The sequence below is a fragment of the Denitromonas ohlonensis genome, from assembly GCF_007625205.1.
In the GTDB taxonomy this organism is placed as follows: domain Bacteria; phylum Pseudomonadota; class Gammaproteobacteria; order Burkholderiales; family Rhodocyclaceae; genus Nitrogeniibacter; species Nitrogeniibacter ohlonensis.
Window position 1 is genome coordinate 62,881 of sequence record NZ_VMNI01000006.1, and the last position, 25,949, is coordinate 88,829.

Annotated in this window: 26 protein-coding genes; 5 read left to right on the top strand and 21 right to left on the bottom strand. The window is 64.7% G+C overall.

Going from position 1 to position 25,949, the window contains the following annotated elements; translation table 11 throughout:
* Positions 1-19 precede the first annotated feature (19 nt).
* The 8 genes from epsI to epsL form a co-directional block, all read right to left on the bottom strand.
* Positions 20-706, bottom strand: coding sequence for an exosortase-associated protein EpsI, B-type (gene epsI, locus FHP89_RS05780; protein ID WP_144175413.1), 687 nt, complete (start codon positions 704-706; stop codon positions 20-22).
* A complete protein-coding gene (gene xrtB, locus FHP89_RS05785) occupies positions 703-1,623 on the bottom strand; it encodes an exosortase B (RefSeq protein WP_144175411.1) in 921 nt (306 codons plus the stop codon). Before xrtB ends, epsI begins: the two co-directional genes overlap by 4 nt.
* 28 nt (positions 1,624-1,651) lie before the next feature.
* Complete coding sequence (gene epsG / locus FHP89_RS05790) at positions 1,652-2,551, bottom strand: chain length determinant protein tyrosine kinase EpsG (RefSeq protein ID WP_144175409.1); 900 nt, start codon at positions 2,549-2,551, stop codon at positions 1,652-1,654.
* 157 nt (positions 2,552-2,708) lie between these two features.
* The gene (gene epsF / locus FHP89_RS05795) at positions 2,709-4,082 is read right to left on the bottom strand and encodes a chain length determinant protein EpsF (protein ID WP_144175407.1); all 1,374 of its coding nucleotides are present in this window, start codon (positions 4,080-4,082) and stop codon (positions 2,709-2,711) included.
* Positions 4,083-4,098: 16 nt separating this feature from the next.
* Complete coding sequence (gene epsE / locus FHP89_RS05800) at positions 4,099-4,926, bottom strand: polysaccharide export protein EpsE (protein ID WP_246116254.1); 828 nt, start codon at positions 4,924-4,926, stop codon at positions 4,099-4,101.
* A gap of 24 nt (positions 4,927-4,950) precedes the next feature.
* Complete coding sequence (locus FHP89_RS05805) at positions 4,951-5,958, bottom strand: EpsD family peptidyl-prolyl cis-trans isomerase (RefSeq protein ID WP_144175405.1); 1,008 nt, start codon at positions 5,956-5,958, stop codon at positions 4,951-4,953.
* A 235-nt stretch (positions 5,959-6,193) separates the two neighbouring features.
* Entirely contained in the window at positions 6,194-6,730 is a 537-nt protein-coding gene (locus FHP89_RS05810; protein WP_144175403.1) for an FxDxF family PEP-CTERM protein, read from the bottom strand.
* A gap of 450 nt (positions 6,731-7,180) precedes the next feature.
* Positions 7,181-8,431 carry an XrtB/PEP-CTERM-associated polysaccharide biosynthesis outer membrane protein EpsL gene (gene epsL / locus FHP89_RS05815; RefSeq protein ID WP_391525400.1) on the bottom strand — a complete coding sequence of 417 codons (1,251 nt, stop codon included), beginning with the start codon at positions 8,429-8,431 and terminating at the stop codon, positions 7,181-7,183.
* A gap of 205 nt (positions 8,432-8,636) precedes the next feature.
* Between epsL and FHP89_RS05820 the strand changes: the two genes are divergently transcribed.
* From FHP89_RS05820 to dacB, 3 genes are all read left to right on the top strand, one after another.
* Positions 8,637-10,031 carry an undecaprenyl-phosphate glucose phosphotransferase gene (locus FHP89_RS05820; RefSeq protein WP_144175399.1) on the top strand — a complete coding sequence of 465 codons (1,395 nt, stop codon included), beginning with the start codon at positions 8,637-8,639 and terminating at the stop codon, positions 10,029-10,031.
* On the top strand, positions 10,021-10,656 hold the full coding sequence (locus FHP89_RS05825; protein ID WP_144175396.1) for a lytic transglycosylase domain-containing protein: 636 nt from the start codon (positions 10,021-10,023) through the stop codon (positions 10,654-10,656). The genes FHP89_RS05820 and FHP89_RS05825 overlap by 11 nt, the downstream gene beginning before the upstream one ends.
* A 235-nt stretch (positions 10,657-10,891) precedes the next feature.
* Complete coding sequence (gene dacB, locus FHP89_RS05830; RefSeq protein WP_260851496.1) at positions 10,892-12,421, top strand: D-alanyl-D-alanine carboxypeptidase/D-alanyl-D-alanine endopeptidase; 1,530 nt, start codon at positions 10,892-10,894, stop codon at positions 12,419-12,421.
* A 263-nt stretch (positions 12,422-12,684) separates the two neighbouring features.
* Here the strand turns inward: dacB and FHP89_RS05835 are convergent, their stop codons facing one another.
* The 5 genes from FHP89_RS05835 to FHP89_RS21155 form a co-directional block, all read right to left on the bottom strand.
* Positions 12,685-13,992 (bottom strand): hydroxyacid-oxoacid transhydrogenase, encoded by a 1,308-nt coding sequence (locus FHP89_RS05835; RefSeq protein ID WP_144175391.1) that lies wholly within the window; start codon positions 13,990-13,992, stop codon positions 12,685-12,687.
* Between the two features lie 181 nt (positions 13,993-14,173).
* On the bottom strand, positions 14,174-14,662 hold the full coding sequence (locus FHP89_RS05840; RefSeq protein WP_144175389.1) for an REP-associated tyrosine transposase: 489 nt from the start codon (positions 14,660-14,662) through the stop codon (positions 14,174-14,176).
* 123 nt (positions 14,663-14,785) lie between these two features.
* Positions 14,786-15,202 (bottom strand): DUF4870 family protein, encoded by a 417-nt coding sequence (locus tag FHP89_RS05845; protein WP_144175387.1) that lies wholly within the window; start codon positions 15,200-15,202, stop codon positions 14,786-14,788.
* A 208-nt stretch (positions 15,203-15,410) separates the two neighbouring features.
* The gene (gene ubiD / locus FHP89_RS05850) at positions 15,411-16,892 is read right to left on the bottom strand and encodes a 4-hydroxy-3-polyprenylbenzoate decarboxylase (protein ID WP_144175385.1); all 1,482 of its coding nucleotides are present in this window, start codon (positions 16,890-16,892) and stop codon (positions 15,411-15,413) included.
* A gap of 99 nt (positions 16,893-16,991) precedes the next feature.
* Positions 16,992-17,117, bottom strand: a complete 126-nt coding sequence (locus FHP89_RS21155; RefSeq protein WP_260851497.1) for a hypothetical protein — start codon at positions 17,115-17,117, stop codon at positions 16,992-16,994.
* A gap of 10 nt (positions 17,118-17,127) precedes the next feature.
* Between FHP89_RS21155 and FHP89_RS05855 the strand changes: the two genes are divergently transcribed.
* Positions 17,128-18,159 carry a PEP-CTERM sorting domain-containing protein gene (locus FHP89_RS05855; RefSeq protein WP_144175383.1) on the top strand — a complete coding sequence of 344 codons (1,032 nt, stop codon included), beginning with the start codon at positions 17,128-17,130 and terminating at the stop codon, positions 18,157-18,159.
* A 31-nt stretch (positions 18,160-18,190) separates the two neighbouring features.
* Here the strand turns inward: FHP89_RS05855 and ubiA are convergent, their stop codons facing one another.
* From ubiA to FHP89_RS05875, 4 genes are all read right to left on the bottom strand, one after another.
* On the bottom strand, positions 18,191-19,063 hold the full coding sequence (ubiA, locus tag FHP89_RS05860) for a 4-hydroxybenzoate octaprenyltransferase (RefSeq protein ID WP_144175381.1): 873 nt from the start codon (positions 19,061-19,063) through the stop codon (positions 18,191-18,193).
* Positions 19,060-19,632, bottom strand: a complete 573-nt coding sequence (locus FHP89_RS05865) for a chorismate--pyruvate lyase family protein (protein ID WP_144175379.1) — start codon at positions 19,630-19,632, stop codon at positions 19,060-19,062. Before FHP89_RS05865 ends, ubiA begins: the two co-directional genes overlap by 4 nt.
* 201 nt (positions 19,633-19,833) lie before the next feature.
* Positions 19,834-21,903 (bottom strand): ATP-dependent DNA helicase RecG, encoded by a 2,070-nt coding sequence (recG, locus tag FHP89_RS05870; protein WP_144175377.1) that lies wholly within the window; start codon positions 21,901-21,903, stop codon positions 19,834-19,836.
* A 24-nt stretch (positions 21,904-21,927) separates the two neighbouring features.
* Positions 21,928-22,308: a RidA family protein gene (locus tag FHP89_RS05875; protein WP_144175375.1), complete on the bottom strand. Its 381-nt coding sequence runs from the start codon at positions 22,306-22,308 to the stop codon at positions 21,928-21,930.
* A gap of 130 nt (positions 22,309-22,438) precedes the next feature.
* Between FHP89_RS05875 and FHP89_RS05880 the strand changes: the two genes are divergently transcribed.
* A complete protein-coding gene (locus tag FHP89_RS05880; protein WP_222105323.1) occupies positions 22,439-22,786 on the top strand; it encodes a tetratricopeptide repeat protein in 348 nt (115 codons plus the stop codon).
* A gap of 9 nt (positions 22,787-22,795) precedes the next feature.
* On the opposite strand, the gene fliW is transcribed toward FHP89_RS05880, so the two are convergent.
* From fliW to FHP89_RS05900, 4 genes are all read right to left on the bottom strand, one after another.
* Complete coding sequence (gene fliW / locus FHP89_RS05885) at positions 22,796-23,233, bottom strand: flagellar assembly protein FliW (protein WP_144175373.1); 438 nt, start codon at positions 23,231-23,233, stop codon at positions 22,796-22,798.
* A 68-nt stretch (positions 23,234-23,301) separates the two neighbouring features.
* The gene (locus FHP89_RS05890; RefSeq protein ID WP_144175371.1) at positions 23,302-24,015 is read right to left on the bottom strand and encodes an SPOR domain-containing protein; all 714 of its coding nucleotides are present in this window, start codon (positions 24,013-24,015) and stop codon (positions 23,302-23,304) included.
* Positions 24,012-24,575 carry a DUF2802 domain-containing protein gene (locus tag FHP89_RS05895; RefSeq protein WP_222105146.1) on the bottom strand — a complete coding sequence of 188 codons (564 nt, stop codon included), beginning with the start codon at positions 24,573-24,575 and terminating at the stop codon, positions 24,012-24,014. Before FHP89_RS05895 ends, FHP89_RS05890 begins: the two co-directional genes overlap by 4 nt.
* Positions 24,576-24,577: 2 nt before the next feature.
* On the bottom strand, positions 24,578-25,870 hold the full coding sequence (locus FHP89_RS05900; protein WP_144175369.1) for an O-acetylhomoserine aminocarboxypropyltransferase/cysteine synthase family protein: 1,293 nt from the start codon (positions 25,868-25,870) through the stop codon (positions 24,578-24,580).
* Positions 25,871-25,949 lie beyond the last annotated feature (79 nt).

A 25,949-nucleotide genomic window follows, 5' to 3' on the forward strand; every position in this document is an offset into this window, starting at 1 on the left:
GCGAACGAACATCATTGGACTACTGCACCCCAGAGCCGGCCAGTTGTACGCGTGACCTTTCAGGCAACTGCTGCAGCAGCTCTTTGATGAAACGTTCGTGAATATCGAATGCTCTTGGGCTGTCGTTGTCGATTGAGGAGACGCGAAAGAGCAGACCGTCTGGAATTTCGCCTTTCAAGCCATACCGAAGTTCGATCAATCGACGATCCAGCCCCCCGAGCGTGAGGTACTCGCCGAGCGTGGTCCAATACGTGACCGGTTCCTTGCGCTGCGTACCGAGTTTTGTCTCCAGCCGGCGAACAGGCAGGTTCGAATGGTCTGTAGACACTGACCCTTTGCTGTTTGACACGACCTCGAAGCCTTGTGCGGGGTAGCAGACTTCGGGGTAGTGCACCCCAAGCGCCTCGCCGCTGCGCTGGTCAGCGCCGTAGGCGATCGACAGCATGATCCGGTAGCCATCTGGTCGAAGGTAGGTGCGAGAAAGCGTCTGGTCGTAGACCCGCTTGATGTTTTCCTCTTGAACCGGATTCACCACGGCGACAACCTGATTTGGATCGAGCGCCCAAGAACCAAATTTGTCAGGCACAATCTCCTCCAGATTCGGCTTTCCGTTCTGCTCCACAAGCTTGATTGTGGGCGTGAGGGCATGCGCGGAAATCACGCTCAGGATCATCAGCGCCAAGAGAACGAGGCTGGTCCGCTTCATGGTCGAACCCCCACCGTGCCACTTTCTTCGTGTTTCCGGCCGCTGCGCCCGGTCCGCATCAACGCCTGTAATGTTGAGTCGACTGCGATGATCAATAGCAACGCAGTAACGAAAAGCACCATGCCTGCAAAGCCGTGCAGGAAGCCCTGCCCGGCCTCATCTCCGAAGTAGTAAGTGATGAGCGTAAGCGCCATCACGCGAATGACGTTCGCGGAAAATGAAATCGGAACGATCAGAATTCCCAACGTGACGTTTCGAACCAGCGAGTCGTGTCGAACGATGTTGAGATATAGAAGACCTAAGGCCTCAAGCGTAAATAAGGTGTGAAGACCCGCACAGGCGTCAGCCACGAGCAGTTTGTATTGGCCGATCTGAAGAATAACGCCCGACCGTGCGATCGGATAACCGGCGCCATAAAGGATTGACTCGGCAACGTAGGAAACCGCCATCTTCATCGGCATAGTGAGCGCGTCGACGACGGGGCCTGGCAAGGGGACCATAAAAAGCATGAAGAAGAGCGCGAACCACTGCGCTTTCAACGCCGACGAGCCACGCGTCAGCAATAGGATTCCCGTCAACAACCAAATCAGAGAGCCGACCTCGAAAAGAAGAATGGCCTGCGAGCGGCCAAGCACGTAGAGCAGCAAACCGGTTAGGAAAACTGGCCATCCTAGGGCTGAGGGGCTTTTGTTTTCACTTGCCTCCCACATCGGACGCCATTTTTTCCACGCTAGCCAGCAGGCGATGCCGAAAACAATCGGCCCGTGCCCTTGTTGATCTGTTCCCCATATGCCGGAAATGAGATTCGAGAAAGTCGGCACGTACATGATCGCCAGCCCGAGGGCGACGATGAGCCACGGTGCGAGGTCGGCGCGGGTCGTGGTGTTTGCGGCGGGGACGGATGCGGTAGCGGTCATGGCGAATGCTGGCGGGTTGAAACCCGCCCTACGGCTTCTCGTTGAGAATCACGCCAACCACGGTAGCGCTGGCCTGGCGGAGCATGTCGGTGTAGCTGCGCAGCAGGCTGAGGCGGCTGGCGTTGCGCTGGGCCACGACGAGGGCGCCGCTGGCGCGCACGGCGATGGTTTGGCCGTCGGCAAACAGGCTGCCGGCGGGGGTGTCGATGAGGATGACGTCGAATTCGTTGGCGAGTTGGGCGAGCAGCTGGGCAAACACGGGCCGGGCGAGCAGCTCTTGCGGGTTGGGCGGCACGGTGCCGGCGGGCAGCACGGAGAGGTCGCGCAGGGCGGGAACGCGCTGGACGATGTCGGGGCCGCCACGGCCGGAGAGCATGGCCGAGAGGCCGGCGCGGTTGTCGATGCCGAACAGCTGGTGCTGGCGCGGGTTGCGCAGGTCGGCGTCGATGATGAGGGTGCGTTCGCCGAGCTGCGAGAAGACGACGCCGAGGTTGGCGGTGATCCAGGAGCGGCCTTCGTGCCGGCCGGGGCTGGTGATGGAGAGGGTTTTTTGTTCGGCGCTGGTGTCGAACCAGCGCAGCATGAGCTGGCTGCGCAGGGCGCGGAGCGCTTCGACCTGCGGGGAGAACGGCTGGTAGGCAGCCACGACGGTGGCCTGGACCGTGCTTTGCCCGGCGGTGAGGTAGGGGTAGTCGAACTGGCGCAGCAGGGCTTGTTCGATGTCGGCGTCGGTGATGAGGCCGAGTTGTTTGGCGGCGTCGCCAAAGCGCAGGCCTTGTTCGCGTTGCAGGCGCAGGACGCGTTCGGCGTCTTCGGCCTTGAGTTTGCCGGCGTCGATGAGGAGCGCGCCAATGGAGCGATCGGCTTCGGGGCGGATCTCGGCGGGCGCGTGGGCAGCGGTGTCGATGACGCGGTGGAGTATGGTCATGTTCAGTGGGCTCCGGCGTGCGGGGCGGGTGCGTGGGTTTGGTTGCCGGCCACGTAGGACGGATAAGCCGTAGGCGCATCTGCCGTGTGCGGGTGCGGGTAGTGCGGCGGATGCGCTGCGCTTATCCGCCCTACGGGGGCTGTCGGGGTGTGCGTGTTCATGCGGCGGCGTGGCGGAAGGCGCCGGTTTTGCCGGAGGCGGGAATGGTGCCGAGCATGGGGACGCCGTCGAGCAGGGTGAGGTCTTCTTCGCCGCGCACGCGCTGGTCCATGAGTTCGAGCAGCAAGGCGGCGCCTACGCCGAGCAGCATGCCGAGAAAGACGGCAAGCGCGGTGTTGAGCAGCACTTTGGGGCTGGAGGGCTTGAGCGGCGCCACGGCCGGCGAGAGGACGACCACATTGGTTTGCTGGGTCTGGCTCTCGAGGCTGGTTTGTGCGAGGCGCTGGGTGACGAGGTCGTAGGCGCGCTGGGCGTTTTCAACGTCGCGCTGGAAGACGGCGATCTGGTCGCGCTGGGCTTTGAGGTCGAGGATTTTTTGCTTTTGCGCTTCGAGCGCGGCTTCGACTTCGGTGACACGCTGGACGTTGACCCGGTTGGTGGTGCCCAGCGAGCTGACGACACGGCGGGTTTCGGTGGCAATGCGATCGCGCAGGCTGCTGATTTCGGCGTCGATGCGGGCGAGCTCGGGGTGGTTGGCGCCAAGCCGGCCGGCCATTTGCATGCGGGTGGCTTCTTGCCGCGAGAGGTCGGACTTGAGGCTCTGGATGAGGCCGTTTTGCATGACCTCGGGCAGGCTCTCGGCGCTGCCGCCCTGCGTTTGACGGGAGCGGCTGTCCACCCGTTGTGCCTGGGCCATCGAGAGCTGGGTAGAGAGTTCGGCCAAACGGGCGGTTTCAACATCGAGCCGTTCGTCGGTGGCGATGATGCCGCGCTCTTGTTGGTATTCGGAGAGCTTCTTTTGGGCGACTTCGAGGTCGGCGCGCAGGCTGTTGGTCTGGCCGTCGAACCACTTGGCGTACTGGCGGGCGGGCTCGACCTTGAGCTCGAGGCTGACATCGATATAGGCCTGGGCAAAGGTATTGGCCACGCCGGCGGCAAAGCCGGGGTCGGTGCCCTGATAGCCGATGGTGATGACGTTGCTCTCACGCGAGGGTTTGACGTCGAGCTTTTTCTTGAGCAACTCGGCCAGCCAGACCTTGATGCTGCCCTCGCCGTCGGTGTCTTCACGCCATTGTTCTTGCACGACGGGCGACTGGTCCATCTTGAGCAGGCCGACCACGCGCTGGGCGACGCGGTCGGACGAGATGATGTCGACCTGGGTGGCCATGTAGCCGGGGATCATCTGTGCCGGCAGCAGGCCACCGAGCAGCGGGTCGGCACTTTTGGCGTCGACCACCAGCGCGACTTCGGCGGTGTATTGCTTGGGCAGGATCAGGCTGACGGCGAGCGTGGTGCCAACGACCACGGCCAGGGTGGCGAGCACGAGCCACAGGCGGGCGCGGAGGATGAGCAGAAATTGCTGGAAGGACATATCAACGACCCCGGGCCTAGAACAGGCTTTCTTTCACGAAAATGACATCGTTGGGCTCAAGCGCTTGCTCAAGCTGCGGCTCGATGACGTGCTGCTGGCCGTCTTCGCCGCGGCGATGGATCTGCATGCCGCGAGTGGTGCCGCGGATGGTGACGCCACCGCCGGTGGCGAGGCCTTGCATGACGGTCATGCCGCGCTCGAGGCGGAAGGCGCCGGGGCGGTTCACTTCGCCATAGATATAGAAGGTGGGCGCGCGGTGCACATAGATGACATCGCCGCCGGAGACGATCACGTCTTTGGCCAGATCGCCCTTCATGAACAGCTCGGGCACGTCGATGCGGGTGCGCTCGATCTTGCCTTTGCGCACGCCGATCAGCACCAGTTCGTCGGCACCGGCGCCGGAAATGCCGCCAGCCATGGCGAGCATGTCGGATAGACGCATGTTAAAAGTTTCGAGCGGGTAGCGGCCGGGGCGATTAACCTGCCCGAGCACGGCCACCTGGTTACCGCGAATCTGCAGCGGCAGGATGCCGATCTGCGGTTGCAGCACGAAGCCACCACTGCGCAATTGCTCGGCAATGCGCGACTCGGCGGCGGGTACTGTCAGCCCGCCGACGTCGACATTGCCCACCAGCGGAAAGGTAATGGCGCCGTTTTCAGAGACCCGGGTTTCGGTGGTGAGGTCGGGGTTCTGGAAAACGGTGATGCGGATGATGTCGCCGGGGCCGAGCACGTATTCGGCATCGGCGGCCTGGGCGCTGGACAGCACGCCCGCGAACATCAGCAGGCACAACAGGGACTGGAGCAGTCGGCGGAAGGACATGGGCTGGCGGTGTGGAGTCATCGTGAGAGTCTTGTGGTCGGCGCCTTACTTGAGGCCCGACATACCTTTTTCGAGAGCCTGGGTGCTGATCGCTTCAGTGGCCGGGGCGACGGCAGCCGGCACCGCATCGGCCGCGGCGGGCAGCGGCGTGGCGGCGGCGTCGAGTGCGGTGGCGGGTGCAGCCTCGGCCGGGGCGGCGGCGGTGGGCGCGGTGAACTTGCCCATGTATTCGATTTGCGCCACGTCGCGCAGGCGCTTGAGCTCGTCGCGCGCCATGTCGGCCTTGGTGCGATTGAGCAAGAAGCGCTCAATGAACGGGGTGGCAGCGGCCAGATCGAGCGGCTGGGGGCGCGAGGCGGCGAGGTAGATGACGAGCACGCCTTGCGGGGTTTGCACCAAGCCGGTCTGACCGTCTTTCATGCTGGCGAATCGCGGCAAGGCCTCGAGCGGCAGCTGCTCGGCTGCGCGGACACCACCGCCGACCTGGAAGGGCAGATTGTTATCGCGTAGCCAGGTGACGACATTGTTGAGGTTGCCCGCGGCAGCAACCGCTGCGCGCAGCGCCTCGACCTTGTCGGGCCCGACGGTGATGTTGAGCTCTTGCAGGGTGTAGATGCGGCGCTCGGCGAAGAGCGCGGGGTTTTCGTCGTAGAAGGCCTGGATGGCCGCCGGGGCGGGCGGCTCGGCGGTGGCGGCGAACTGCTCCATATAGCTGCGCGAGAGGATTTCGCGGCGGGAGGTTTCGATGGCCTGCATGACTTGCGGGCTGCGGTCGAGCTTTTTGTCGATGGCGCGCTGAACCAGCAGCTCCTGGTCGATCAGGCGTTCGAGCACGCGCGAGCTGGCCAGTTCGACCTGCTCGGGCTTGAGGTTGGGGGTGCGCGCCAGCACGTTGTTGATTTGATGGACGGAGATTTCGTCCGAATTCACACGGGCGGCGACCTGGGTGGGCGATTTTGCGTCGTCCGACTTGCCGCACCCTGCCAGCACGAGTGCGCTGGCAACCAATACCGCCGCTCCGACTGCGCGACCTCCGACCTTTTGAAACGCCATGAATCCAACTCCGCTCAGGCGCACGCACCAGTTTGGCGCACGCACCACTTAAAGGGACGTTCGCGAGTGCATGACAATCGCGATGTGCAGTGCATCAATGTATGCCGCGATTGTTACACGAAAACATTTCATTCCATCGGGCAGTAACATCCGCATAACAACTTATGCACATTCGCTAGCGCCAGACGAGACTCGGGCCCGGCAAGCCGGGCCCGAGGTGTGTTACTGCACTGGCTTAGCGGCCGACGCGACGACGCGCGATCAAGCCAATCAGGCCGAGACCGGCCAGCAGCATGCCGTATTGCTCGGGCTCGGGCACCGGCGACACACTGGCTGCCCAGCTGTACACACCGCCCGTGGCGCCGATGGTGGTGCCGCCGACCTGGAAGAAGTAGTTGCCGGCGGCAAGCTGGAAGCTGCCGCTGAGCTGCTCGCCCGAGCCGAAGGTGGTGATTTGCGAATCGACGCCGGCATCAAAGCTGCCGACCGTGCCGAGGTCAGCCCACAGACTGGCAGTCAGGCCGCCGATATCGAAACCCACCATGGTGGGCCCAACCACATACGACAGCTCAATATCGGACGCCCCCAGGCCGCCAACAACCGGCTGACTGAGGCTGAAAAAGTAGTGATCGACGAACGAGGAGCCCGGCGCCGCCACGTGCGTTTGCGCACCTGCGGCCGAGCCCGACGACAGGTCGATGACTGAATTGACGGCCATGGCGGGCGCCGCCAGGACACTGAACACGGCCAAAACCAAAAACTTGATCTTCATGCTGCACTCTCCAGAAAAGCATCACGAACATATAAGCACGCAACATGCCAGACACATCTGCCGTCGTGCTCTTGAGACAAAAAACCATTAGAGCATCAGCACGTTGCAATAGTCTTACCGGGCGCCCGCACTGGCAACTCATGGGCTCTGGCGCCGGCCTTTGTAAAATTTGCCGACTTGTGCCAAACGGGTAAAACAAACCAACCCGATCAACATGTCGTAGGTGCGCATCATGCACGTACGTCATATCAGTTGCAAGCGCACAATCGCCCCGCTCGTCAGGTTTGGCGAGATATGTCGCGCTTTTTGAGCAACGCCTCTGTTGCAATGCGCCAAACGCAAGGCCTTGCCTCAGAATCGGTGGAACACGCGGCAGCGCTGGCATTGAGAACAATGACAAACATATGAAACGCAGTGCGACACCCTTACCTGCAACGCTCTTTCTGCCGATCAAAAAAGATATTGCGCCGACACCGTGCCCACGTTGGCGGTGTACCCGGCATTGGGGTCGTCACTCGATCGGCGGTAGCGGCCAATCGACACCGCAAGCCGGAGCGGGTCGATGGGGGTGTAGCTGAGGCTGAGGGAGTAGGTACGGGTGATGTCGTCGCGGCTTTGGCTGCCAGAGAGCAAGCCGGGGTCGCCCCGGAAGTCGCGCTTGCGCCATTCGACCGTGCCTTGCACCAGCACGCGCCCGGACACCGCCCAGCTGGGGGTGAAGGACGCGGCGCGGGTAACCACGAAGTTGTCGAAGAGGTCGTCCCGCGCGCCGATTTCGCGACGCAGGGTGGCCGACACGGCGAGCTTACCGGTGGGTGTCCAGTCGTAGGTGAGCCGGCCGGTCGGGCCGGTGTAGTCGCGGTAGGTGAGATTGGGGTGTTGCCTGCGGGCGACACCGGCGTAGCCATTGAGGCGGCTGTGGCCGGTGAGCTGCCAGCGGCCGCTCAGTTGCAGGTCGGTTTGCTCGAAGCCATCGTCGGACAGCACGCCAGCCTGGCGATTGGGGTAGGTGCCATCGGTAAAACGGCCTACCAGCGCGATCTGGTTGCCGGAGCGCGGGCGATAGGTCAGGCGCAGCTCGGGCCGCAGGGCTTCGTAGTCGCTGGTTTGCGACGCGACGTCGCTATAGGTAGACGAAAACCGTTCGATACCGGCGCCCACCGACCAGTCGGGGTGCCACCAGTAGTCGCCGCTGAACCGCAGCGACCGGGAGGTGCCAATGCTGCTGCGGCTGCCGCCGACGTCCGCCAGATCGCGGGCGGACTGGCTCTGGTCGACGCTGAGCCGGCCGGTGAGCCGGCGGCCCAGTGCCCAGTCCCAGCGCAGCTCGCCGCCCTGGGTGTCGTAATTGAGCGTATCGAAGCGCTGGAAGCCAATGCGCGCGAAATTGGCCGAGGCGCGCACGCGCTGGAGGCTGTATTGCCGGTCGAAATCGGCGCGCAGCGAGGTGATGCTGATGCGATCACTCTGCGACTGGCCAAAGGGGCGCACCCCCGGCGCAACGCGATAGACGTTGTCGTCGAATTGAAACACCTGCCCGGCGGTGAGACTGAAGGTGTCGTCAGCGGCCATGGCGCCGGCCGGCAAAAGCAGTGCCCCCAACACGGTGCCCACGCAGAGCGCGGCCGCAGTTGGATGACGCCCCTGGCATGCAGGGCCAGAGCGCCGGTCTGCCGTCGTCCCGGTGGCAAGAAATGTCACATTGACCCCAATAAAACCCGTATGAATATTCAAAATAAATCCTGAAGCGACAGACGGCTCGCTGCACTGAAGCCCCCATGGCAGGCCGCATCTTGATGCGAATTAGGCCACACGATCAAGTCGAAACGATGAAACGATGTAGCCGATTGCAACATTTCAGGCATATGATATGCGCTTGTTGCCTTGCACAAAAAAACTCTAACCGATGTTTGCCAGCCTCGAAAAATCCAGCCAGCGCCATCGTAGCGGAATCTCCTTCTCCAGCACGATCGAAACATTTCTGGACCCGGCAGTTGCCGTGGCCACGCTGTTTCTGGTCGCGCTGGCCTACGGCGAGCGCCCCGACGCGCCCTATGTCATTGTTGCGTTGATCGTTTTTTCGCTCACCTTTCCCGGCGCGCTCTTTTTGCACGAGCGCTTTCGCCGCATGCTGCGCAAGACGGTCATCAACTGGCTGATCGTAGCCGCCATATTGGTGGTGTTCGGCCGGGCGAGCGGCTATATCTCGGTTTTTCCGGAAGAAGTCATCCAGGCCTGGCTGCTCGCGACGCCAATCGCCCTGATCGGCATGCATAGCCTGGCACGCTGGGTGGTGCCCAACATTCTGGCCATGGAAGGCTATACCCGCACGGCGATCATCGCCGGCTGCAACGAAACCGGCCTGCGCCTGGCGCAAAACTTTGCCGAGAACCGCTATATCGGCGTGCGCTTCATGGGCTATTTCGACGATCGTGCCCGCGACCGCCTTGAGGGCATTGGCGATGCGCCCTTGCTGGGCGGCCTGGAGCAACTGGCCGACTTCGTGAAGCACCACCATGTCGACCATATCTATCTGGCGCTGCCCATGGCCAGCCAACCGCGCATTCTGAAAGTGCTCGACAACATCAAGGACACCACCGCCTCGGTGTTCTTTGTGCCCGACATCTTCGTGACCGACCTCATCCAGGGGCAGGTGGACCATGTGGGCGGCATGCCCGTGGTGGCGGTGTGCGAGACACCCTTCATTGGCATCAGCGGCATGATCAAACGCATGTCGGACGTGATTCTGGCGACGCTGATCCTGATCCTGATCTCGCCGGTGATGCTGTTCGTTGCCATCGGCGTGAAGCGCTCATCGCCCGGGCCGGTCATCTTCAAGCAGCGGCGCTACGGTCTCGATGGCAAGGAGATCGTGGTCTATAAGTTCCGCTCGATGAGCAGCTGCGACGATGGCGCGGTGGTCAAGCAGGCCTCGAAGAACGACCAGCGCATCACGCCTTTTGGCGCCTTCATTCGCCGCACTTCGCTCGACGAGCTGCCGCAGTTCATCAATGTGCTGCAGGGGCGCATGAGCATTGTTGGCCCCCGCCCCCACGCGGTGGCGCACAACGAAACCTATCGCAAGCTGATCAAGGGCTACATGGTGCGCCACAAGGTCAAGCCGGGCATCACCGGCTGGGCGCAGGTGAGCGGCTACCGCGGCGAAACCGAGACGGTCGAAAAGATGGAAAAGCGCATCGAATACGACCTGGAATACCTGCGCAACTGGTCGCTCAGCATGGATCTGTGGATCATCGTCAAGACCGTTGTGCTGGTCTTCCGTGACCGCCATGCGTACTGAACGCTTCGCCCGCAATTTAGGCGCGATGGTCGTGCTGCTGTTTGCCGGCACCACGCCGGCGCACAGCAAAGACAACCCCTACCGCCTGCAAACGCCCAGCGCCGCGTATCAGCTGCAGCCGCGTGCCGACTGGCGCCTGCCGCAAGCCGCAGAACACAACCCCGCCACCCGCGCCCGCCCCTTTTCGGATGACATCGCCGACGCCGCCCGCGCCGCCGGCATCGAACCCGAATTGCTGCATGCGGTGGTCAAGATCGAGTCCGGCTACAACGCCTCTGCGGTGTCGGCCAAAGGCGCGCAAGGCCTGGCGCAGGTGATGCCGGCCACGGCCGAGCAGTTTCAGCGCCCCGGCGCCGTCGGCTCACTCACCGCCGGCGCCAACTATCTTCGGTATTTGCTCGACCGCTTCGACGGCGACCTGACCCTCACCCTGGCCGCCTACAACGCCGGCCCCGGCGCCGTCGAACGCCACGGCGGCGTGCCGCCCTACGCCGAAACCCAGGCCTACGTCCCCCGCGTCATGGCCGAATACACCGCCCTGCGCGCCGAACGCCGCCGCCTGCCAACCCAGTGGCAGCAAGGCAGCGCCTGGCAGGATCGCACCAAGGCATTGCCCGGCTCGTGAGGTTTTGGTGGGCAGCGGAGCTGACCACCCTACGCAAGCCCCCGTGCGGCACTGCGGTTGTCGTAGCGTGGGCGGCTTGCCGCCCACCGGTCCCCCATGGCAACTTGCGCTCAAACCGGGATAATGACGACAGCACACAGACGCCGCAGCGTATGGGCGGGTTGGCGGGCCGGTCTCCGGCAGTCTCCCGGCCGAGGCCAGCGGCGCACCCCCTGCCACGGAGAAACGGATTTTCATGTCTGATGTTTTTTGCGCCCACCGCCCGCTGATCCGCCGGATCGCGGTTGCGGCCGCGCTGATGTTGCTGTCCTCGGTCGGCGCACATGCCGCCGGCTTCCCGAAAGAACTCCGCGTTGCACTGAAGGCCATCGATGTACCGCTCGACGCGGTCGGCATCTGGGTAGCGCCGGTGGATACCGGCAAGCCCAGCCTTAGCCACAACCCCGACGCCCCCATGAACCCGGCCTCGGTGATGAAGCTGGTGACCACCTTCGCCACGCTTGACCGGCTTGGCGCGGCCTACTTCTGGACCACCCGCCTGGCGACCGATGGCACGATGCGCGGCAACACGCTTGAGGGCAATGTGTATCTGGTGGGCGGGGGCGATCCGGTGTTCACTCACGCCGATCTGTGGAAGCTGTTTCGGCAGTTGCGCACGCTGGGCATTGAGCGGGTCAAGGGCGACATCGTGCTCGACGATACCGCGCTGCGCCTGCCGCCGCACGACCCCGACCGCTTCGACGGGCAGGCACTGCGCCCCTACAACGCGGGCCCCAACGGGTTGATGATCAGCTTCAACGCCTTGCGCCTCACTTTTGTGCCGGAACCTGAACCCGAGTTGCCGGCCGCGGCGCCGCAGGTGGCCTCGCTGGTCAGCACCCCGCCGACCACCGCCCTGGCGCCCACCGGGCCGCGCCCGCCACGTGTGTTGCTCGACCCACCAGTGACCGGATTCGAACTCGACACCGAACTGACCGCCACGCCGGGCCGTTGCGCGGCGCGCTGGTACAAGGCACTCGACGCGCTGCCGGAGCAAACCCGCAAGGGCGACCGACTCAAGCTCAGCGGCGAATGGCGGGATGACTGCGGCGTGAAAGACTGGTTCGTGTCGCCGATGTCCCCCGAGCGCTTTGCCGAGGCGGTGGTGAGTGGCTTGTGGCACGAAATGGGCGGCCGGCTGAGCGGCCGGGTGCTGCACGGCCGCGTGACGCGCGAGGCCAATACCTTGTTTGTGCACACCTCGCGCCCCTTGGCCGATGTGGTGCGCGACATGAACAAGTGGTCAAACAACGTGATCGCCCGACAACTGCTGGCCACGCTGGGCGCCAGCGACCGAGATGCACCGGACATGGTGCAAGGCGGAGCGCGCCTGGCGCGAATGCAATTGGCCGCCGCCGGGGTGGACCTGACCGGCTTCGAGATCGAGAACGGCTCGGGGCTATCGCGTACCGCGCGAATCACATCCAAGGGCCTGGGCCAGATGCTGCAACAAGCCTGGGAGCGGCCGTTCATGCCGGAGTTCATGAGCTCGATGGCCGTCGCCGGCATCGACGGCACGGCCCGCAAACGCCTGCGCAACAGCGGCGCGCGCGGCACGGCACATATCAAGACCGGCACGCTCAATGAGGTGCGCGCCATGGCCGGCTACGTGGTCGACCAGAACGGCCGACGCCATGCGGTGGTGATGATGGTGAACCACCCCAACGCGGGAGCCAGCCATGCCGCGCAGGACGTGTTGCTTGAATGGGTGTGGGAAGGGCATTGAGGCCAGCCGGCGAGAGGTCTTGTAGGGTGGGCAGCTTGCCTGCCCACCCGCGATGCCTCGAACGACCGATGCTTGGTGGGCAGCGGAGCTGACCACCCTACGGAAGCCCCCGTGCGGCACCGCGATTGACGTAGGGTGGGCGGCTCGCCGCCCACCATCGGCCGAGGCCCGGGGCACAACGCCCCGCAACCGCGTATTGCCTGACCCATCGTCGCTTGGTGGGCAGCGGAGCTGACCACCCTACGTCAGGTACGACACCCGCCTCACCAATACGTCATCGCGCCATGAAACAAACCCGCGAGGTCGTTTTCGGTGACCGCCTTGGGCGCATTCTTGATCAAGCGCTGCTGCGCCCAGGCGCCGGCGGCGAGCGATTCGACATCGTCGGGCACATAACCCACGCCGCCCACACCATTCGGAATACCGGTCGATTGCATCAAAGCGATCAGGCGCTGCGCGACAATCTCGCCGGCATCGGCATTGGTCGCGCCGGCCACATCGGCGCCCAGCCAGCGCGCGGCGTCGAGATGGCGCTCCGGGCAGGCATCGGCGGTAAAGCGGAACACCGCCGGCGCATTGACGATGACCGACATGCCATGCGGCACCATCGGCTCGTCCTGCGGATAACCGTGCGGGCAGAAACTCTTGACCTGCCCCGCCACCGCGTAGGACATGCCGTGCGGCAGATGCACACCCGCGTTGCCAAAGGCGATGCCGGCCAAGGTGGCGGCGAACATCATGCCGTCGCGGGCTTCATGGTCGCTGGCATCGCGCACCGCGCGCTCCAGGTACAGGCCGGTCATCTGCAGGGCTTTCTCGCAGCCGAGGTCGCTCCACGGATTGGCGCCCTGGCTCATCGGCCGCAGTGAGGGGCGCTCGGCCGGCGCGCGGCGGGTGTAGGGCAAGGCGGTAAAGGATTCGAGCGCGTGCGAGAGCACATCAAAGCCTGACGCGGCCACCACATTGGCAGGCAGCGAGTAGGTGGTGGTCGGGTCGATCAGCGCCAGACTGGGGCGCAAACGTTTGGAGACGATGCCGGTTTTGACCCGTCGCTCGACGAAATCGAAGATCGCGATGCCGGTGCACTCGGAGCCGGTGCCGCTGGTGGTCGGGCAGGCGATGTGCGGCTTGAGTGGGCCGGGCACGGCCCTGGCGTTGCCGATGGGCGCGTTCACATAGTCGATGAGTTCGGCCGGATAGGTGCTGTACAGATTGGCCGCCTTGCAGGTGTCGATCACCGAGCCGCCGCCGACCGACACGAAACCGTCGAACTTGCCCTCGCTGGCAAAGCGCGCGGCGGAGAGAAAGCTGCCGTCGGTGGGCTCGACCTTGACCCGGTCATACACCACCACATCCAGCCCCGCCGCCAGCAGCGACTGCTTGACCACAGCCACCGGCTCCAGCGCGGCCAGACTCGCATCGGTGAACAGCGCGACCCGGTGCATGCCCAGGCTACGCGCATGATCGCCCGCCTCCGCCAGACAGCCCGCACCATAGGTGATCGCCGACATATCGACGGCAAAGGCCGTGTCGCCCCCCGCCGTGTGACCGTAGTAGTGACAGCACGCCATGAGTTGTCTCCTCCGATGGTCCCCGTCGAATGCGGGGTTCAGGCGTCAAGGATGCGTCGGGGGGCGGGACATGGCAAGTGCCGCGGCACGCGTGCCCTCGTAGGGCGGATAAGCCGAAGGCGCATCCGCCATCGGTGCCGGGCCGGGGCGCTGTTCGGCGGATGCGCTGCGCTTATCCGCCCTACGGGTCGCCGACGTCGATATCGGCGGCGCCGTCCCCGGTCCAATCGACCGGATAGAGACCCTGTGCAACCGCACGATGAAATGAGGAGTATGGCCAGTCAGCAACGCGCGCGACCAACCCGTGTTTCAACGGATTGATATGCACGTAATCAATATGCGCTGCGCAGTCGCGCTCGTCTCGGAGGGTGTGCTCCCAAAATCCACGTTGCCACACGCTGCCGCCTACCGTCCGGGTAAAGGCCTTTTTGATCTCACGCCAGCGTGAGGAGTAATCGGCATCGCCTTCGGGCAAGGTCCAGACAGCGTGCAGGTGGTCGGGCAGGACGACCCAGGCGTCGATGTGGAACGGGCGGGGTTGTTGTACGCGACGTACCGCTTCGCGCAAGGCCTCGACGTGTTTGATCAGCGCGCGGCTGCGGCGGTCAGCGAGGGTGACGGTAAAGAAATAGGTGCCGCCGGGAGCGTGGTGGCGGCGGTAGTTTGGCATGTGCAAACAATGCCATAGGCATTTCAGGGTGATCCAGCACCCATGGCGGATGCGCTTCGCTTATCCGCCCTACGGGACGGGATGTAGGGCGGATAAGCCGAAGGCGCATCCGCCGCACCGCGCTCAATCCACCGGCATCGGCACCCGGTTGGAGAGGTTGATCCAGCCGCGCACGACGCGGTAGAGCACCCACAGGCCGGCGATGGCGATGATGCCGAAGAAGATGGGGAGGCCGATGATGGTGACGGCCATCAGCCAGGCGATGCTGAACCACAACAGCGCGAACCAGAAGGTGCGGATCTGCCAGCGGTAGTGGCTGTCGAGCCAGGTGCCGCGCACGGCGTCGCGTTTGACGTAGTTGAGGATCACCGCAATGATCGACGGCAGGCCGGAGACGAAGCTGCCGATGATGGTGGCCGAGGTGGCGATGCCGGAGAACAGCGCGATGGCATGCAGGCCGTAGATGAGGTGCGCGAGGTTGATGAGCCCTTCGCGGGGCACTTCGATCACGGAGGGCGACGGGGTGTCGGTCTGGGCCATGGATGCTCCTGTGGCGGTTGAGTCGTCTGTTTGAGGCAACAACACCTGCATAGTTCGGGGTTTATGGCCCGATATCAAGCCGCCGACACGCTTTGCCATGAAAAACGCCAGCCCGGAGGCTGGCGCCGGGGCTGGAATCACAAGACGTCAGGTGACGTCTCGACGCTTCTGGCGCCCACAGGTGAGGCCTGCCGATGCGCGCGCCGGATCAAAACCCGAGCTGATCCCACAAGCCGTCGATACGCCTCTTGACCGCCTCGTCCATGACGATGGGCCGGCCCCATTCGCGATGCGTCTCGCCCGGCCATTTGTTGGTCGCATCCAGCCCCATCTTGGAACCCAGCCCGGACTCGGGGCTGGCGAAGTCGAGGTAGTCGATGGGGGTGTTGTCGACCAGCACCGTGTCACGCGTGGCGTCGATGCGGGTAGTCATGGCCCAGATCACTTCTTTCCAGTCGCGGGTGTCCACGTCGTCATCCACCACGATGATGAACTTGGTGTACATGAACTGACGCAAAAAACTCCAGATGCCGAACATCACCCGCTTGGCGTGACCGGGGTAGGCCTTCTTGATACTGACCACCGCCAGCCGATAGGAGCAGCCTTCGGGCGGCAGGTAGAAATCGACAATCTCGGGATACTGCTTCTGCAGCAGCGGCACAAAGACTTCATTGAGCGCCACGCCGAGCATGGCGGGCTCGTCGGGCGGCTTGCCGGTGTAGGTGCTGTGATAGATCGGGTTCTTGCGCATGGTGATGCGCTCGATGGTGAATACCGGAAACGGCGCCTGCTCGTTGTAGTAGCCGGTGTGGTCGCCATACGGGCCTTCCATGGCGGTCTCGCCGGGGTGGATCACGCCTTCGAGCACGATCTCGGCCGAAGCCGGCACTTGCAGGTCGCTGCCCTTGCACTTGACCAGCTCGGTCTTGGCGCCACGCAGCAGGCCGGCAAACTGGTATTCGGACAGCGAATCGGGCACCGGCGTGACCGCGCCGAGGATGGTCGCCGGGTCGCAGCCGAGCACCACCGCCACCGGGAAGGGCTGGCCCGGATTAGCCTTTTGATGGTCGCGAAAATCCAGCGCGCCGCCGCGATGCGCCAGCCAGCGCATGATCACCTTGTTCGGCCCGATCACCTGCTGACGATAGATGCCGAGGTTCTGCCGTTTCTGATTCGGCCCGCGCGTCACCACCAAGCCCCAGGTAATCAGCGGCGCGGCGTCGCCCGGCCAGCAGTGCTGGATCGGCAGGCGGGCCAGATCGACCGCGTCGCCCTCCCACACCACTTCCTGGCACGGCGCCGAGCGCACTTCTTTCGGCGCCATATTGAGCACCTGGCGAAACATCGGCAGCTTCTCCCAGGCGTCGCGCAGGCCCTTGGGCGGCTCGGGCTCTTTCAGGAAGGCCAGCAAGCGGCCGACCTCGCGCAACTGCAGCTTCCAGTCGCCCTCCACGCCCATGCCCAGCGCCACCCGCTCGGGCGTGCCGAACAGATTGGCCAGCACTGGCATGGCCTGCGGCACACCGCGCGTCGTCGGCTTTTCGAACAACAAGGCCGGGCCGCCAGCACGCAGCACGCGGTCGGCGATTTCGGTCATTTCAAGATGCGTATCGACCGGCACGGAGATTCGCTTGAGTTCGCCGCGCGCTTCGAGTTGGTCGATAAAGTCGCGCAGATCCTTGTATTGCATAGGTGAGTTTTCCTTGGATGCTGAGGCGGATTATAGGCGCGCGCCCGAGGCACCGCTTTGCGGGTCCACAGAAAAACCCCGCGCCATGCCACCAAAGAACTAGGCGACGCCGTAGCCCGACACATTGGCGCCGCCCACAACCGCCGATCGGATATGGGCTTTTCCGATCATCACTTTTCTGACATTCTCACTCCGTTCGTCATACACCATCTGCATCGTCGCCATTCGGAATCCTATGTTTAAAAACGCCTTGGCCACCGCCGCGCTCGCGCTGACTGCATTCTCAGCCCAAGCCATCACCATCGAGTTCGACTACAGCTATGACACCAGCGGCTTCTTTACCGATCAGCACAAGTCGGTGATGAACACCATCGCGGGTGAGTTCGGCACACGACTGACGGACTCGCTGGCGGCGATCACGGTCAGCAGCAACAACGTTTTCCAACCTCGAGTCGATTTGATTACCGATGGCTCCCCGACATTCGCCCCGAGTCAGTCGATTCCACAAGACACGCTGCGCGTTTTTGTCGGTGCGCGTGCGCTCACTGGCAGCACCCTGGCAGAGGGCGGCAACGGTTTCTCGGCGGGCGGTGCGCCGAGCTTCATGGCCAACGTGAACAACCGCAGCCAGGCCCTGCCACAAGGCGTCGACTTCGGCCCCTTCGGCGGCGCCATGGTTTTCGACACCGGCACCAGCTGGTATCTGGACGACAACCTTGCCACTGTCGAGTCCTTCGGCGGCTTTGACTTTTACTCGGTCGCCATCCACGAGCTGGGCCATGTGCTCGGCGTCGGCACCTCGGCCGCCTGGACCAATCAAACCTCCGGGCTGACATTCACCGGCGCGGCGGCCGTGGCCAGCTACGGCGGCCCCGTGCCGCTCGCCAATAGCGGCCATGTGCTCAAATCCATCGACTCGACCTTCATGGGCAGCTTGCAGGAACCGGCGCTGACCCCGTCGATTACCGCCGGGCAGCGCAAGTACTTCACCGAACTCGACTGGGCGCTGCTCTCCGATATTGGCTGGCAAGTGGCCGCCGTGCCGGAGCCCGAAACCTGGGCCATGATGCTGGCCGGCCTCGGCCTGCTCGGCTGGCGGCTGCGCCGCGCGAATCTGGCCCAAGGTGGTCAGCTCCGCTGCCCACCAATCGGTGGTGGATTGAGTAATACGCAGTTGCGGGACTTTGTGCCCCAGGCCTCGGCCGGTGGTGGGCGGCGAGCCGCCCACCCTACGACAATCATGGTGCCGCACGGGTGGCCTGCGTAGGGTGGTCAGCTCCGCTGCCCACCAGCGATGCTCAGCCCATCGGCTTGATCCAGTAGTCGAGCACCAGCCCGACAAACACCGCCAGCCCCACCCAGTTGTTGTGCAAAAAGGCGCGGAAGCAGCGGTCCCGTTCACGGCCACGAATCAGCATGAAGTGATAAACCATGATCGCCGCCGCCACCAGCAAGCCGAGCATGTAGAACACCCCGCGCCCCAGTTCCATGCCGACCCAGGCCATCAAGGCCAGGAACAGCGCATAGCACACCATCACCGCCGCCACATCGAAACGCCCGAAGGTAATGGCCGAGGTCTTGATGCCGATTTTAAGATCATCGGGCCGGTCGACCATGGCGTATTCGGTGTCGTAGGCGATCGCCCAGAACACGTTGGCAATCAGCAGCACCCAGGCTTCAACAGGCACCGCAAACTGGATGGCGGCGAAGGCCATCGGGATGCCGAAGCCGAAGGCCACGCCGAGATAGGCCTGCGGAATCGACAGAAAGCGCTTGGTGAAGGGGTAGCTGCCGGCGAGAAACACCGCCGGAATCGACAGCCAGCGCACCAACGGATGCAAGGGCAGGATCAGCAAGAACGCCAGCACCGCCAGCACCACGGCCAGGGCCAATGCCTCGGCAGGCTTCACCTCGCCGGTTGGCAGCGGGCGGTGTCGGGTGCGCTCGACATGGCCGTCGAAATTGCGATCGGCGTAGTCGTTGATGACGCAACCGGCCGAGCGCATGAGCACTGTGCCAAGCACAAAAATCCACACGATGAAGGCCGATGGATGGCCCATGCCGGCAAACCACACGCCCCACAGCGTTGGCCACATCAGCAGCAGGATGCCAATCGGCTTGTCGAGCCGCATCAGCCGCTCGTAGATACGCAGACGTTCGGAAAGCCTCATGGGGCGAGATTCAATATGGTTGGCAGGAACACCTCGCTGACCAGCAAGGCGCGCCCGCGCAGACGGAACAGGGAGCGGCGCGCCCACAGGCTGGCCGGCAGGCGAAGCTGGCCGCTCATCAAATGCATGGCCCGATGATAACGCGCATCCCGGGTGTCGAGCCGGGTGCAGCGCAGCGGCTGGCGGACGATGCGCGGGTCGGAGAACAGCGCGGCGCCCAATGGCCGGCTGCCAATGCCATGGAAGAGTCGCCACGCGCCGCGCAGATTGTGTCGCGGCAACACCGAGCGGGCATACACCACCGGCACGCCATCGGCCAGCAACAGCACCTCGCGCAGCCAGGCGCGATCGGTGGCGCGCAAACCCAGCACCTCGGCTTCATCCGGATGGGGGCGCATCGGTGCCTGCCGGATCACCTGCACTTCAAAATTCGCGCAGCGTGCACGGATACGGGCGGTCAGCGACTGCGGATCGAGCAGCCAGGGGCGCAGCTGCGGACGCACGGTGGCCCGCGGCGGATGCGCGAGCCAGTCGTCACGGGTCGGGCGGGTTCGGAGAATCTGGGTCATGGGTGTGCGGCGCGCATCTTACCGCGTTCGCGGGGGTCGGGCATTGATGGGGCCAGCGATGGCAGATGCGTCTCGGCGGCATGCCATGCATCAAGCATCCCAAGACGGTGTAGGGCGGAAAAGCGAAGCGTCTTCCGCCGAACAACGCCCCGACGGGGCGCCGATGGCGGATGCGCCTTCGGCTTATCCGCCCTACACGCATTACGCACGGAGCAGGCTTTCGCGGCCGGCGACCCAGCGCTGCATGATCGCCTCGGCCAGCGCCGGCTGTTCGCGCAGCAGGGCTTCGGCCAGATCGCGGGCCTGTTCGACCAGATCGCCATCGTTTTCGAGATCGGCATAGCGCAGCAGCGGCACACCGCTTTGCTTCGCACCGACAAACTCGCCGGGGCCGCGGATGCGCAGGTCTTCGCGGGCGATCATGAAACCGTCGGTGTGCTCGAAGATCACCTTCAGCCGCGCCCGCGCCGTCTCCGACAAGGCATTGCCGAACAACAAAATACACACCGATTCAGCGGTGCCCCGCCCCACCCGGCCGCGCAGCTGATGCAGCTGCGCCAGACCGAAGCGTTCGGCGTGTTCGATGATCATCAGGCTGGCGTTCGGCACGTCCACACCGACTTCGATCACCGTCGTGGCCACCAGCAAGTGCAGTTCACCGGCGGCAAAGGCGGCCATGGTGGCGCGCTTCTCGTCGGCCTTGAGTCGGCCATGCACCAGGCCCACCTTGAGCTCGGGCAGCTGTTCGCTGAGCGAGGCGTGAGTATCGATGGCAGTTTGCAAGTCCAGCGTTTCGGACTCCTCGACCAGCGGACACACCCAGTAGGCCTGACGCCCCTCGGCACAGGCATCGCGCACCCGGCCGAGCACCGCCTCGCGGCGCGCGTCGGACACCAGCTTGGTGAGAATCGGGGTGCGCCCCGGTGGCAACTCGTCGAGCACCGACACGTCGAGATCGGCGTAGTAACTCATGGCCAGCGTGCGCGGGATCGGGGTGGCCGACATCATCAGCATGTGCGGGCTGCCGGCGCTGCCTTTCTCACGCAAGGCCAGCCGCTGGCGCACGCCGAAGCGGTGCTGCTCGTCGACCACGGCGAGCCCGAGGCGTGGCAAGGCCACCGGGTCTTCGATCAGCGCGTGGGTGCCGACCGCGAGCATGCTCTGGGCACTGGCGAGACGCTCGATGGCGGCGGCACGCACTTTCTTGGTCTGGCTTCCGGAGATCCATTCCACCGCCAGCCCCATCGGTTCCAGCCAGGCGGAGAGCTTGAGATAGTGCTGCTCGGCGAGGATCTCAGTCGGCGCCATCAGGGCCGCCTGCCAGCCGGCCTCGACGGCCCGCAACATGGCCAGCGCGGCGACGATGGTCTTACCGCTGCCGACATCGCCTTGCAGCAGGCGCTGCATCGGATAGGGCTGCGCCAGATCGGCGGCAATCTCGGCCTCGGTGCGCTGCTGTGCGCCAGTGAGCGCAAAGGGCAAGGCCGCGAGTAAAGCCTCGGTGAGCTGGCCGGTGCCGCGCAGCGGCGGCGCGGTGCGGGCACGCCGTTGCGCGTGGGCCTTGCGCAGCGACAACTGCTGCACCAGCAACTCTTCAAACTTGATCCGCCGCCAGGCCGGGTGCGCATGCGCCACCAGCGCGTCGGCGTTGATGTCGGTGGGCGGCTGGTGGAGCAAGCGCACCGCCTCGCCGAAAGGCATCAAGCGCAATGGCCGACGCAGGGCATCGGGCAGCAATTCGTCCAGCCGGTGTGTATCCAGCGCCCGCGCGATCAGCTTGCGCAGCGCGCTCTGAGCCAGCCCGGCGGTGGTGGGGTAGACCGGCGTGAGCGCGGTGGGCAGCGCCTCGCCCTCGCCCACCGTGCGGATGCGCGGGTGGATCATTTCGAAGCCGAACATACCGCCACGCGCCTCGCCGAACAGACGCACGCGCTGGCCGACCGCGAGCTGTTTTTGCTGCTGAGGATAGAAGTGCAACAGGCGGACGGTGAGGCTGCCTGTGGCGTCCTGCACCTGGGCCACCAGCTGGCGGCGGCCGCGGATGCGGATCTCGCAATCGGTGACCACGCCTTCGATCTGCTGCGGCACACCGGGGTTCAGCGCGGCAATGTCAGCGCAGTGGGTTTCGTCTTCATAGCGCAGCGGCAAGTGCAGCAGCAGGTCCTGCGGGCCGTGAATGTCGAGCTTGGCCAACCGGCCCGCCAGCTGCGGGCCCACGCCGGGCCAGCCGGCGCGGTTGGCTGTAGACGCGACCGCCTTGGAGGCTGGCATGCGCGGGTCAGGGGTGCCGCGAAATCAGTCGATCACGAGAATGGCGTCGGCCTCGACCACGCCGCCCTTGGGCAGCTCTTTGATACCAACCGCGGCGCGCGCCGGGTACGGCTGTTCAAAATAGCGCGCCATGACTTCATTGACCTTGGCAAAGTTGGCCAGGTCGGTGAGGTAGATGGTGAGCTTGACCGCATCACCCAAGGAGCCGCCAGCGGCTTCGGCGACCGCCTTGAGGTTTTCAAAAACTCGCTGGGTCTGGGCCTCGAACCCCTCGACCATGGTCATGGTGGCCGGGTCGAGCCCGATCTGACCAGAGATGTACACGGTGTTGCCGGCACGCACGGCCTGCGAATAGGTGCCGATGGCGGCTGGGGCCTTGTCGGTGGCAATGATCTGTTTGCTCATGAATTGGTTCTCCTGGGTCTGTCGATGACCGGCAAGCGCATGACCCACCGGTGCCTGAACGGCATTGTAACCGCCCGATAAAACGCGCGTTTCCGACGAACCTTCGTCGCCAGAAACAGTCCATGCTGACATGGACAGCACAGCACACATCACTCGCCTCAGCGCCATGCTGGACGGGCCGCATGACGGCCCCCTGCTGCGGTTTGGCCTGGCCAACGCCTATTTGCAGGCGGGCCAGCCCGCCGAGGCCGTCAAGCACTACCGCGACTGCCTGCAGCGCGACAGCCTGTTCTCTGCCGCATGGAAGCAACTGGGCAAGGCCTTGCTGGCCGACGGCCGCCCGGAAGAAGCCCTTGGCGCCTATCGCCAGGGGCACCAGGTGGCCACCGACAAGGGCGACATCCAGGCCGCGCGCGAAATGGCGGTGTTCATCCGCCGGCTGGAAAAAGCCGGTGAGGCCAACGCCGCCCCCGAGTGACTCGGCCGCTTACTGACCGCGCAGCGTGATCTCGCAGCCGACCTGCTCCAGCACTTTCTGGATGCCGCGCCGGGTGGCGGTATTGACCACCAGCGGCGCCATGAAGTTGGCCTTGAGCCCTGCATCGGCTGGCGAACCGACATCGACGGCGGCCTGTCGCACAATGACCGCCACGGTGGCGTCTTCGGGTTGCGTCAAGCCCAGTGAGGCGACATCGGCGTCGGACAAGGTGAGTTCGTAGTTGACGCCCAGCGCGGCCGGATCGGTCACCGAAAACACAATGGCGGGGTCATCCACGCCCTGCATCTGCAGCACCGAGCCTCGCTCGCCGGTCTGGATGAAGGTGAAGCGCTTACAGGCTTCAAAACCCGGCAGGCCGGCGGGGAATTCGATGATCTGATCGGCTTCGACGTCGATCGATCCGAAGGCGGCGCTTTCAATATGCATGGGTGTCTCCTTGTGTTGTCGTCAATCTCGGTGGCTTGCCGTGCGCTCAGCGACGGCGCCTCGTCACATCAGGGGTTGCGCACCACCAGCCCTTTGCCCAGGCCGGATTGACGCAGTTTTTCGCGTGCAGCATCGGCCGCGGCGCGGTCTTTGAACGGACCGACCACCACGCGGCTTTCAATATGCGATTCGATGCCCATTTTGGCGACTTTTTCGTAGAGCGCCTGGGCGTTCTCGGACGTGCTGAACACCCCGAGCTGGACCAGGTAGCCGGATCGCGGCACCGGCTTTGAGGCCGCGACGGCCGCTTTGACCGGGCTCGGCGATGTCGGCGTAGCCGCCGGCGCAGGCGCCGGGGTTTCGGGGTCGGCGACCGCGGCGCGGGCGGGCGCATCGCTGCTCTTGAGCACCAGACGCGGCTTGCCCACCACGGCGGGCGGGGTTTCGTCGGTGCGCTCGGCGGCCGCCACCGGTTGCGGCAGCGTGCTCATCTCGGCCGCAACCGGAGACACGCCGTCCGACGCGGGCACGCCGTCTTGCGCGGCCACGCTCGCCTCGACCTCGGCTGCGCTCGGCATGGGTGGCGCGCCTACGGCGGGCACCGGCGGCGGGGGCGCCATCACCACGGCCGGGCGGGCGGCGGCATCGTCGGCGCGCTGGGTGTTTTCGAACCAGGCCAGCGCAGCCAGCAGTACCACGATCAGGCCGCCCGCAATGCCGGCGCGACGGAGCATCTGGCTGCGCAGCGCCGACGGTGTCGTGTCACGTTTTGCTTCACTCATCGTGCGTCCTCTGACCCTTCGGCGGGATCCTGACCCAATGATTTGACCAACTCGGCTTCCGCCACGGAAATACTGCAGCGCTCGGCAATGTCCTCGGCTGTCATGCCACGCCGTACCAGTGCCAGCGCCTCACCATACAGGGGCGAGACGCGCTGTGCGGCGCGGGCGGCGTCGAGCTGCGCCGCCTGCTCGTTGATGCTCTGCCTGAAAACCAGCTGCTCGGCGCGCAACTGGTCGATCTCGCCACGCAACTGGGCCGCGTCGCGGCGCAACTGGCGCACTTCCAGTGCCAGGCTGAAGCTGTCGGCCGCCGCGTTGTCGGGCGCAGCACGCGACAGCGCGACCACGGCATCATCGGCGACCTCATCCTCAGCGGTATCGGCCGCGATGTCAGCGCGCGTCGCAGCGAGGTCTTCGAGCGCCTCGGCCTTGGCCTCGACATCGGCGCCTGCGTCAGCGGAGGTGTCGGCGTCCTTCACGCCCATGGCACGAATCAACTGAAACACCAGATACACCGCCAGCACGGCGACCACAATCCATAAAACTTCCCGCGCGCCCATGCTCACGCCTCCTTGCCGGCTTGCGCCAGTGCCTGGTCGAGATCCCACAGGATGTCGGCCTCGGTTTCAATACCCACCGACAGGCGGACCATGTCGGGCGGCACACCGGCGGCGCGCTGTTCGGCTTCAGACAACTGCCGGTGCGTGGTCGAGGCTGGGTGGATGACCAGGGTCTTGGCGTCACCCACATTGGCCAGGTGGCTGATCATCTGCACCGCGTTGATGAAGCGCTCGCCCGCGGCCTGCCCGCCGGCGATGCCAAAGCTGAGGATACCGCCTGCGCCCTTGGGGAAGTAGCGCTGCGCCAGCGAATGATCGGGGCTGGTGTCGAGGCCGGGGTAGTTCACCCAGGCCACCATCGGATGCGCCGCGAGAAACTTCGCCACCGCCATGGCATTGGCCACATGGCGATCCATGCGCACCGGCAGGGTTTCGAGCCCTTGCAGCAGCATGAAGGCACTGAAGGGCGACAGCGCCGGGCCGAAGGTGCGCAGGGTTTCCATGCGCGCCTTCATGGTGAAGCCGAAGTCGCCGAAGGTTTCGTAGAAGTTGACGCCGTGATAGCCCCGCGAGGGTTCGACCAGCGCCGGAAAGCGGCCATTGTCCCAGGGAAACTTACCGGACTCGATGATCACCCCGCCCATGGTCGTGCCATGGCCGCCAATGTATTTTGTGGCCGAGTGGATGACGATGTCGGCGCCGTGCTCGATGGGCCGGCACAGATAGGGCGAGGCCAGCGTGCTGTCGATGACCAGCGGCACGCCCGACGCATGCGCGACCTCGGCGATGGCGGTGATGTCGAGCACATTAAGGCCGGGGTTGCCGATGACTTCGCCGTACACCACGCGGGTCTTGTCGTTGATCGCGGCGCGGAAGGCTTCCGGATCGGCCGGGTCGACGAAATGCGTGTTGATGCCCAGCTTGCGCAGGCTCACATCGAGCTGCGAATAGCTCCCGCCATACAGCGTGCGCGCGGCAACAATCTCGTCGCCCGCCTCGCACAAGGTGAGTAAGGCGACCATCTGCGCCGACAGGCCTGAGGCCGTGGCCAGCGCGGCCCGCCCGCCTTCGAGCGCGGCCATGCGCTCTTCAAACGCGGCAACGGTGGGATTCGAGATGCGCGAATACACATTGCCGAAGGTCTGCAGATTGAACAGCGCGGCGGCGTGCTCGGGCGAATCGAAGACGAAGGAGGTGGTCTGGTAGATCGGCATGGCCCGCGCGCCGGTGGTGGCGTCGGGCGGCTGGCCGGCATGCAGACAAAGGGTTTCGAACCCGTAGCGGTGATCGGGCATGGTGTCGGCCGGGGAAAACCGGCAGCGGTGGACTTAGTCGAGGATAATACTGGCGGCATCCACCAACCACAACGCACCC

What these genes read in the sequence shown, in the direction of transcription:
- epsI (WP_144175413.1), bottom strand. Translation starts at nt 706, where the DNA reads ATGAAGCGGACCAGCCTCGTTCTCTTGGCGCTGATGATCCTGAGCGTG.
- xrtB (WP_144175411.1), bottom strand. Translation starts at nt 1,623, where the DNA reads ATGACCGCTACCGCATCCGTCCCCGCCGCAAACACCACGACCCGCGCC.
- epsG (WP_144175409.1), bottom strand. Translation starts at nt 2,551, where the DNA reads ATGACCATACTCCACCGCGTCATCGACACCGCTGCCCACGCGCCCGCC.
- epsF (WP_144175407.1), bottom strand. Translation starts at nt 4,082, where the DNA reads ATGTCCTTCCAGCAATTTCTGCTCATCCTCCGCGCCCGCCTGTGGCTC.
- epsE (WP_246116254.1), bottom strand. Translation starts at nt 4,926, where the DNA reads ATGACTCCACACCGCCAGCCCATGTCCTTCCGCCGACTGCTCCAGTCC.
- FHP89_RS05805 (WP_144175405.1), bottom strand. Translation starts at nt 5,958, where the DNA reads ATGGCGTTTCAAAAGGTCGGAGGTCGCGCAGTCGGAGCGGCGGTATTG.
- FHP89_RS05810 (WP_144175403.1), bottom strand. Translation starts at nt 6,730, where the DNA reads ATGAAGATCAAGTTTTTGGTTTTGGCCGTGTTCAGTGTCCTGGCGGCG.
- FHP89_RS05820 (WP_144175399.1), top strand. Translation starts at nt 8,637, where the DNA reads ATGTTTGCCAGCCTCGAAAAATCCAGCCAGCGCCATCGTAGCGGAATC.
- FHP89_RS05825 (WP_144175396.1), top strand. Translation starts at nt 10,021, where the DNA reads ATGCGTACTGAACGCTTCGCCCGCAATTTAGGCGCGATGGTCGTGCTG.
- dacB (WP_260851496.1), top strand. Translation starts at nt 10,892, where the DNA reads ATGTCTGATGTTTTTTGCGCCCACCGCCCGCTGATCCGCCGGATCGCG.
- FHP89_RS05835 (WP_144175391.1), bottom strand. Translation starts at nt 13,992, where the DNA reads ATGGCGTGCTGTCACTACTACGGTCACACGGCGGGGGGCGACACGGCC.
- FHP89_RS05840 (WP_144175389.1), bottom strand. Translation starts at nt 14,662, where the DNA reads ATGCCAAACTACCGCCGCCACCACGCTCCCGGCGGCACCTATTTCTTT.
- FHP89_RS05845 (WP_144175387.1), bottom strand. Translation starts at nt 15,202, where the DNA reads ATGGCCCAGACCGACACCCCGTCGCCCTCCGTGATCGAAGTGCCCCGC.
- ubiD (WP_144175385.1), bottom strand. Translation starts at nt 16,892, where the DNA reads ATGCAATACAAGGATCTGCGCGACTTTATCGACCAACTCGAAGCGCGC.
- FHP89_RS21155 (WP_260851497.1), bottom strand. Translation starts at nt 17,117, where the DNA reads ATGGCGACGATGCAGATGGTGTATGACGAACGGAGTGAGAATGTCAGA.
- FHP89_RS05855 (WP_144175383.1), top strand. Translation starts at nt 17,128, where the DNA reads ATGTTTAAAAACGCCTTGGCCACCGCCGCGCTCGCGCTGACTGCATTC.
- ubiA (WP_144175381.1), bottom strand. Translation starts at nt 19,063, where the DNA reads ATGAGGCTTTCCGAACGTCTGCGTATCTACGAGCGGCTGATGCGGCTC.
- FHP89_RS05865 (WP_144175379.1), bottom strand. Translation starts at nt 19,632, where the DNA reads ATGACCCAGATTCTCCGAACCCGCCCGACCCGTGACGACTGGCTCGCG.
- recG (WP_144175377.1), bottom strand. Translation starts at nt 21,903, where the DNA reads ATGCCAGCCTCCAAGGCGGTCGCGTCTACAGCCAACCGCGCCGGCTGG.
- FHP89_RS05875 (WP_144175375.1), bottom strand. Translation starts at nt 22,308, where the DNA reads ATGAGCAAACAGATCATTGCCACCGACAAGGCCCCAGCCGCCATCGGC.
- FHP89_RS05880 (WP_222105323.1), top strand. Translation starts at nt 22,439, where the DNA reads ATGGACAGCACAGCACACATCACTCGCCTCAGCGCCATGCTGGACGGG.
- fliW (WP_144175373.1), bottom strand. Translation starts at nt 23,233, where the DNA reads ATGCATATTGAAAGCGCCGCCTTCGGATCGATCGACGTCGAAGCCGAT.
- FHP89_RS05890 (WP_144175371.1), bottom strand. Translation starts at nt 24,015, where the DNA reads ATGAGTGAAGCAAAACGTGACACGACACCGTCGGCGCTGCGCAGCCAG.
- FHP89_RS05895 (WP_222105146.1), bottom strand. Translation starts at nt 24,575, where the DNA reads ATGGGCGCGCGGGAAGTTTTATGGATTGTGGTCGCCGTGCTGGCGGTG.
- FHP89_RS05900 (WP_144175369.1), bottom strand. Translation starts at nt 25,870, where the DNA reads ATGCCCGATCACCGCTACGGGTTCGAAACCCTTTGTCTGCATGCCGGC.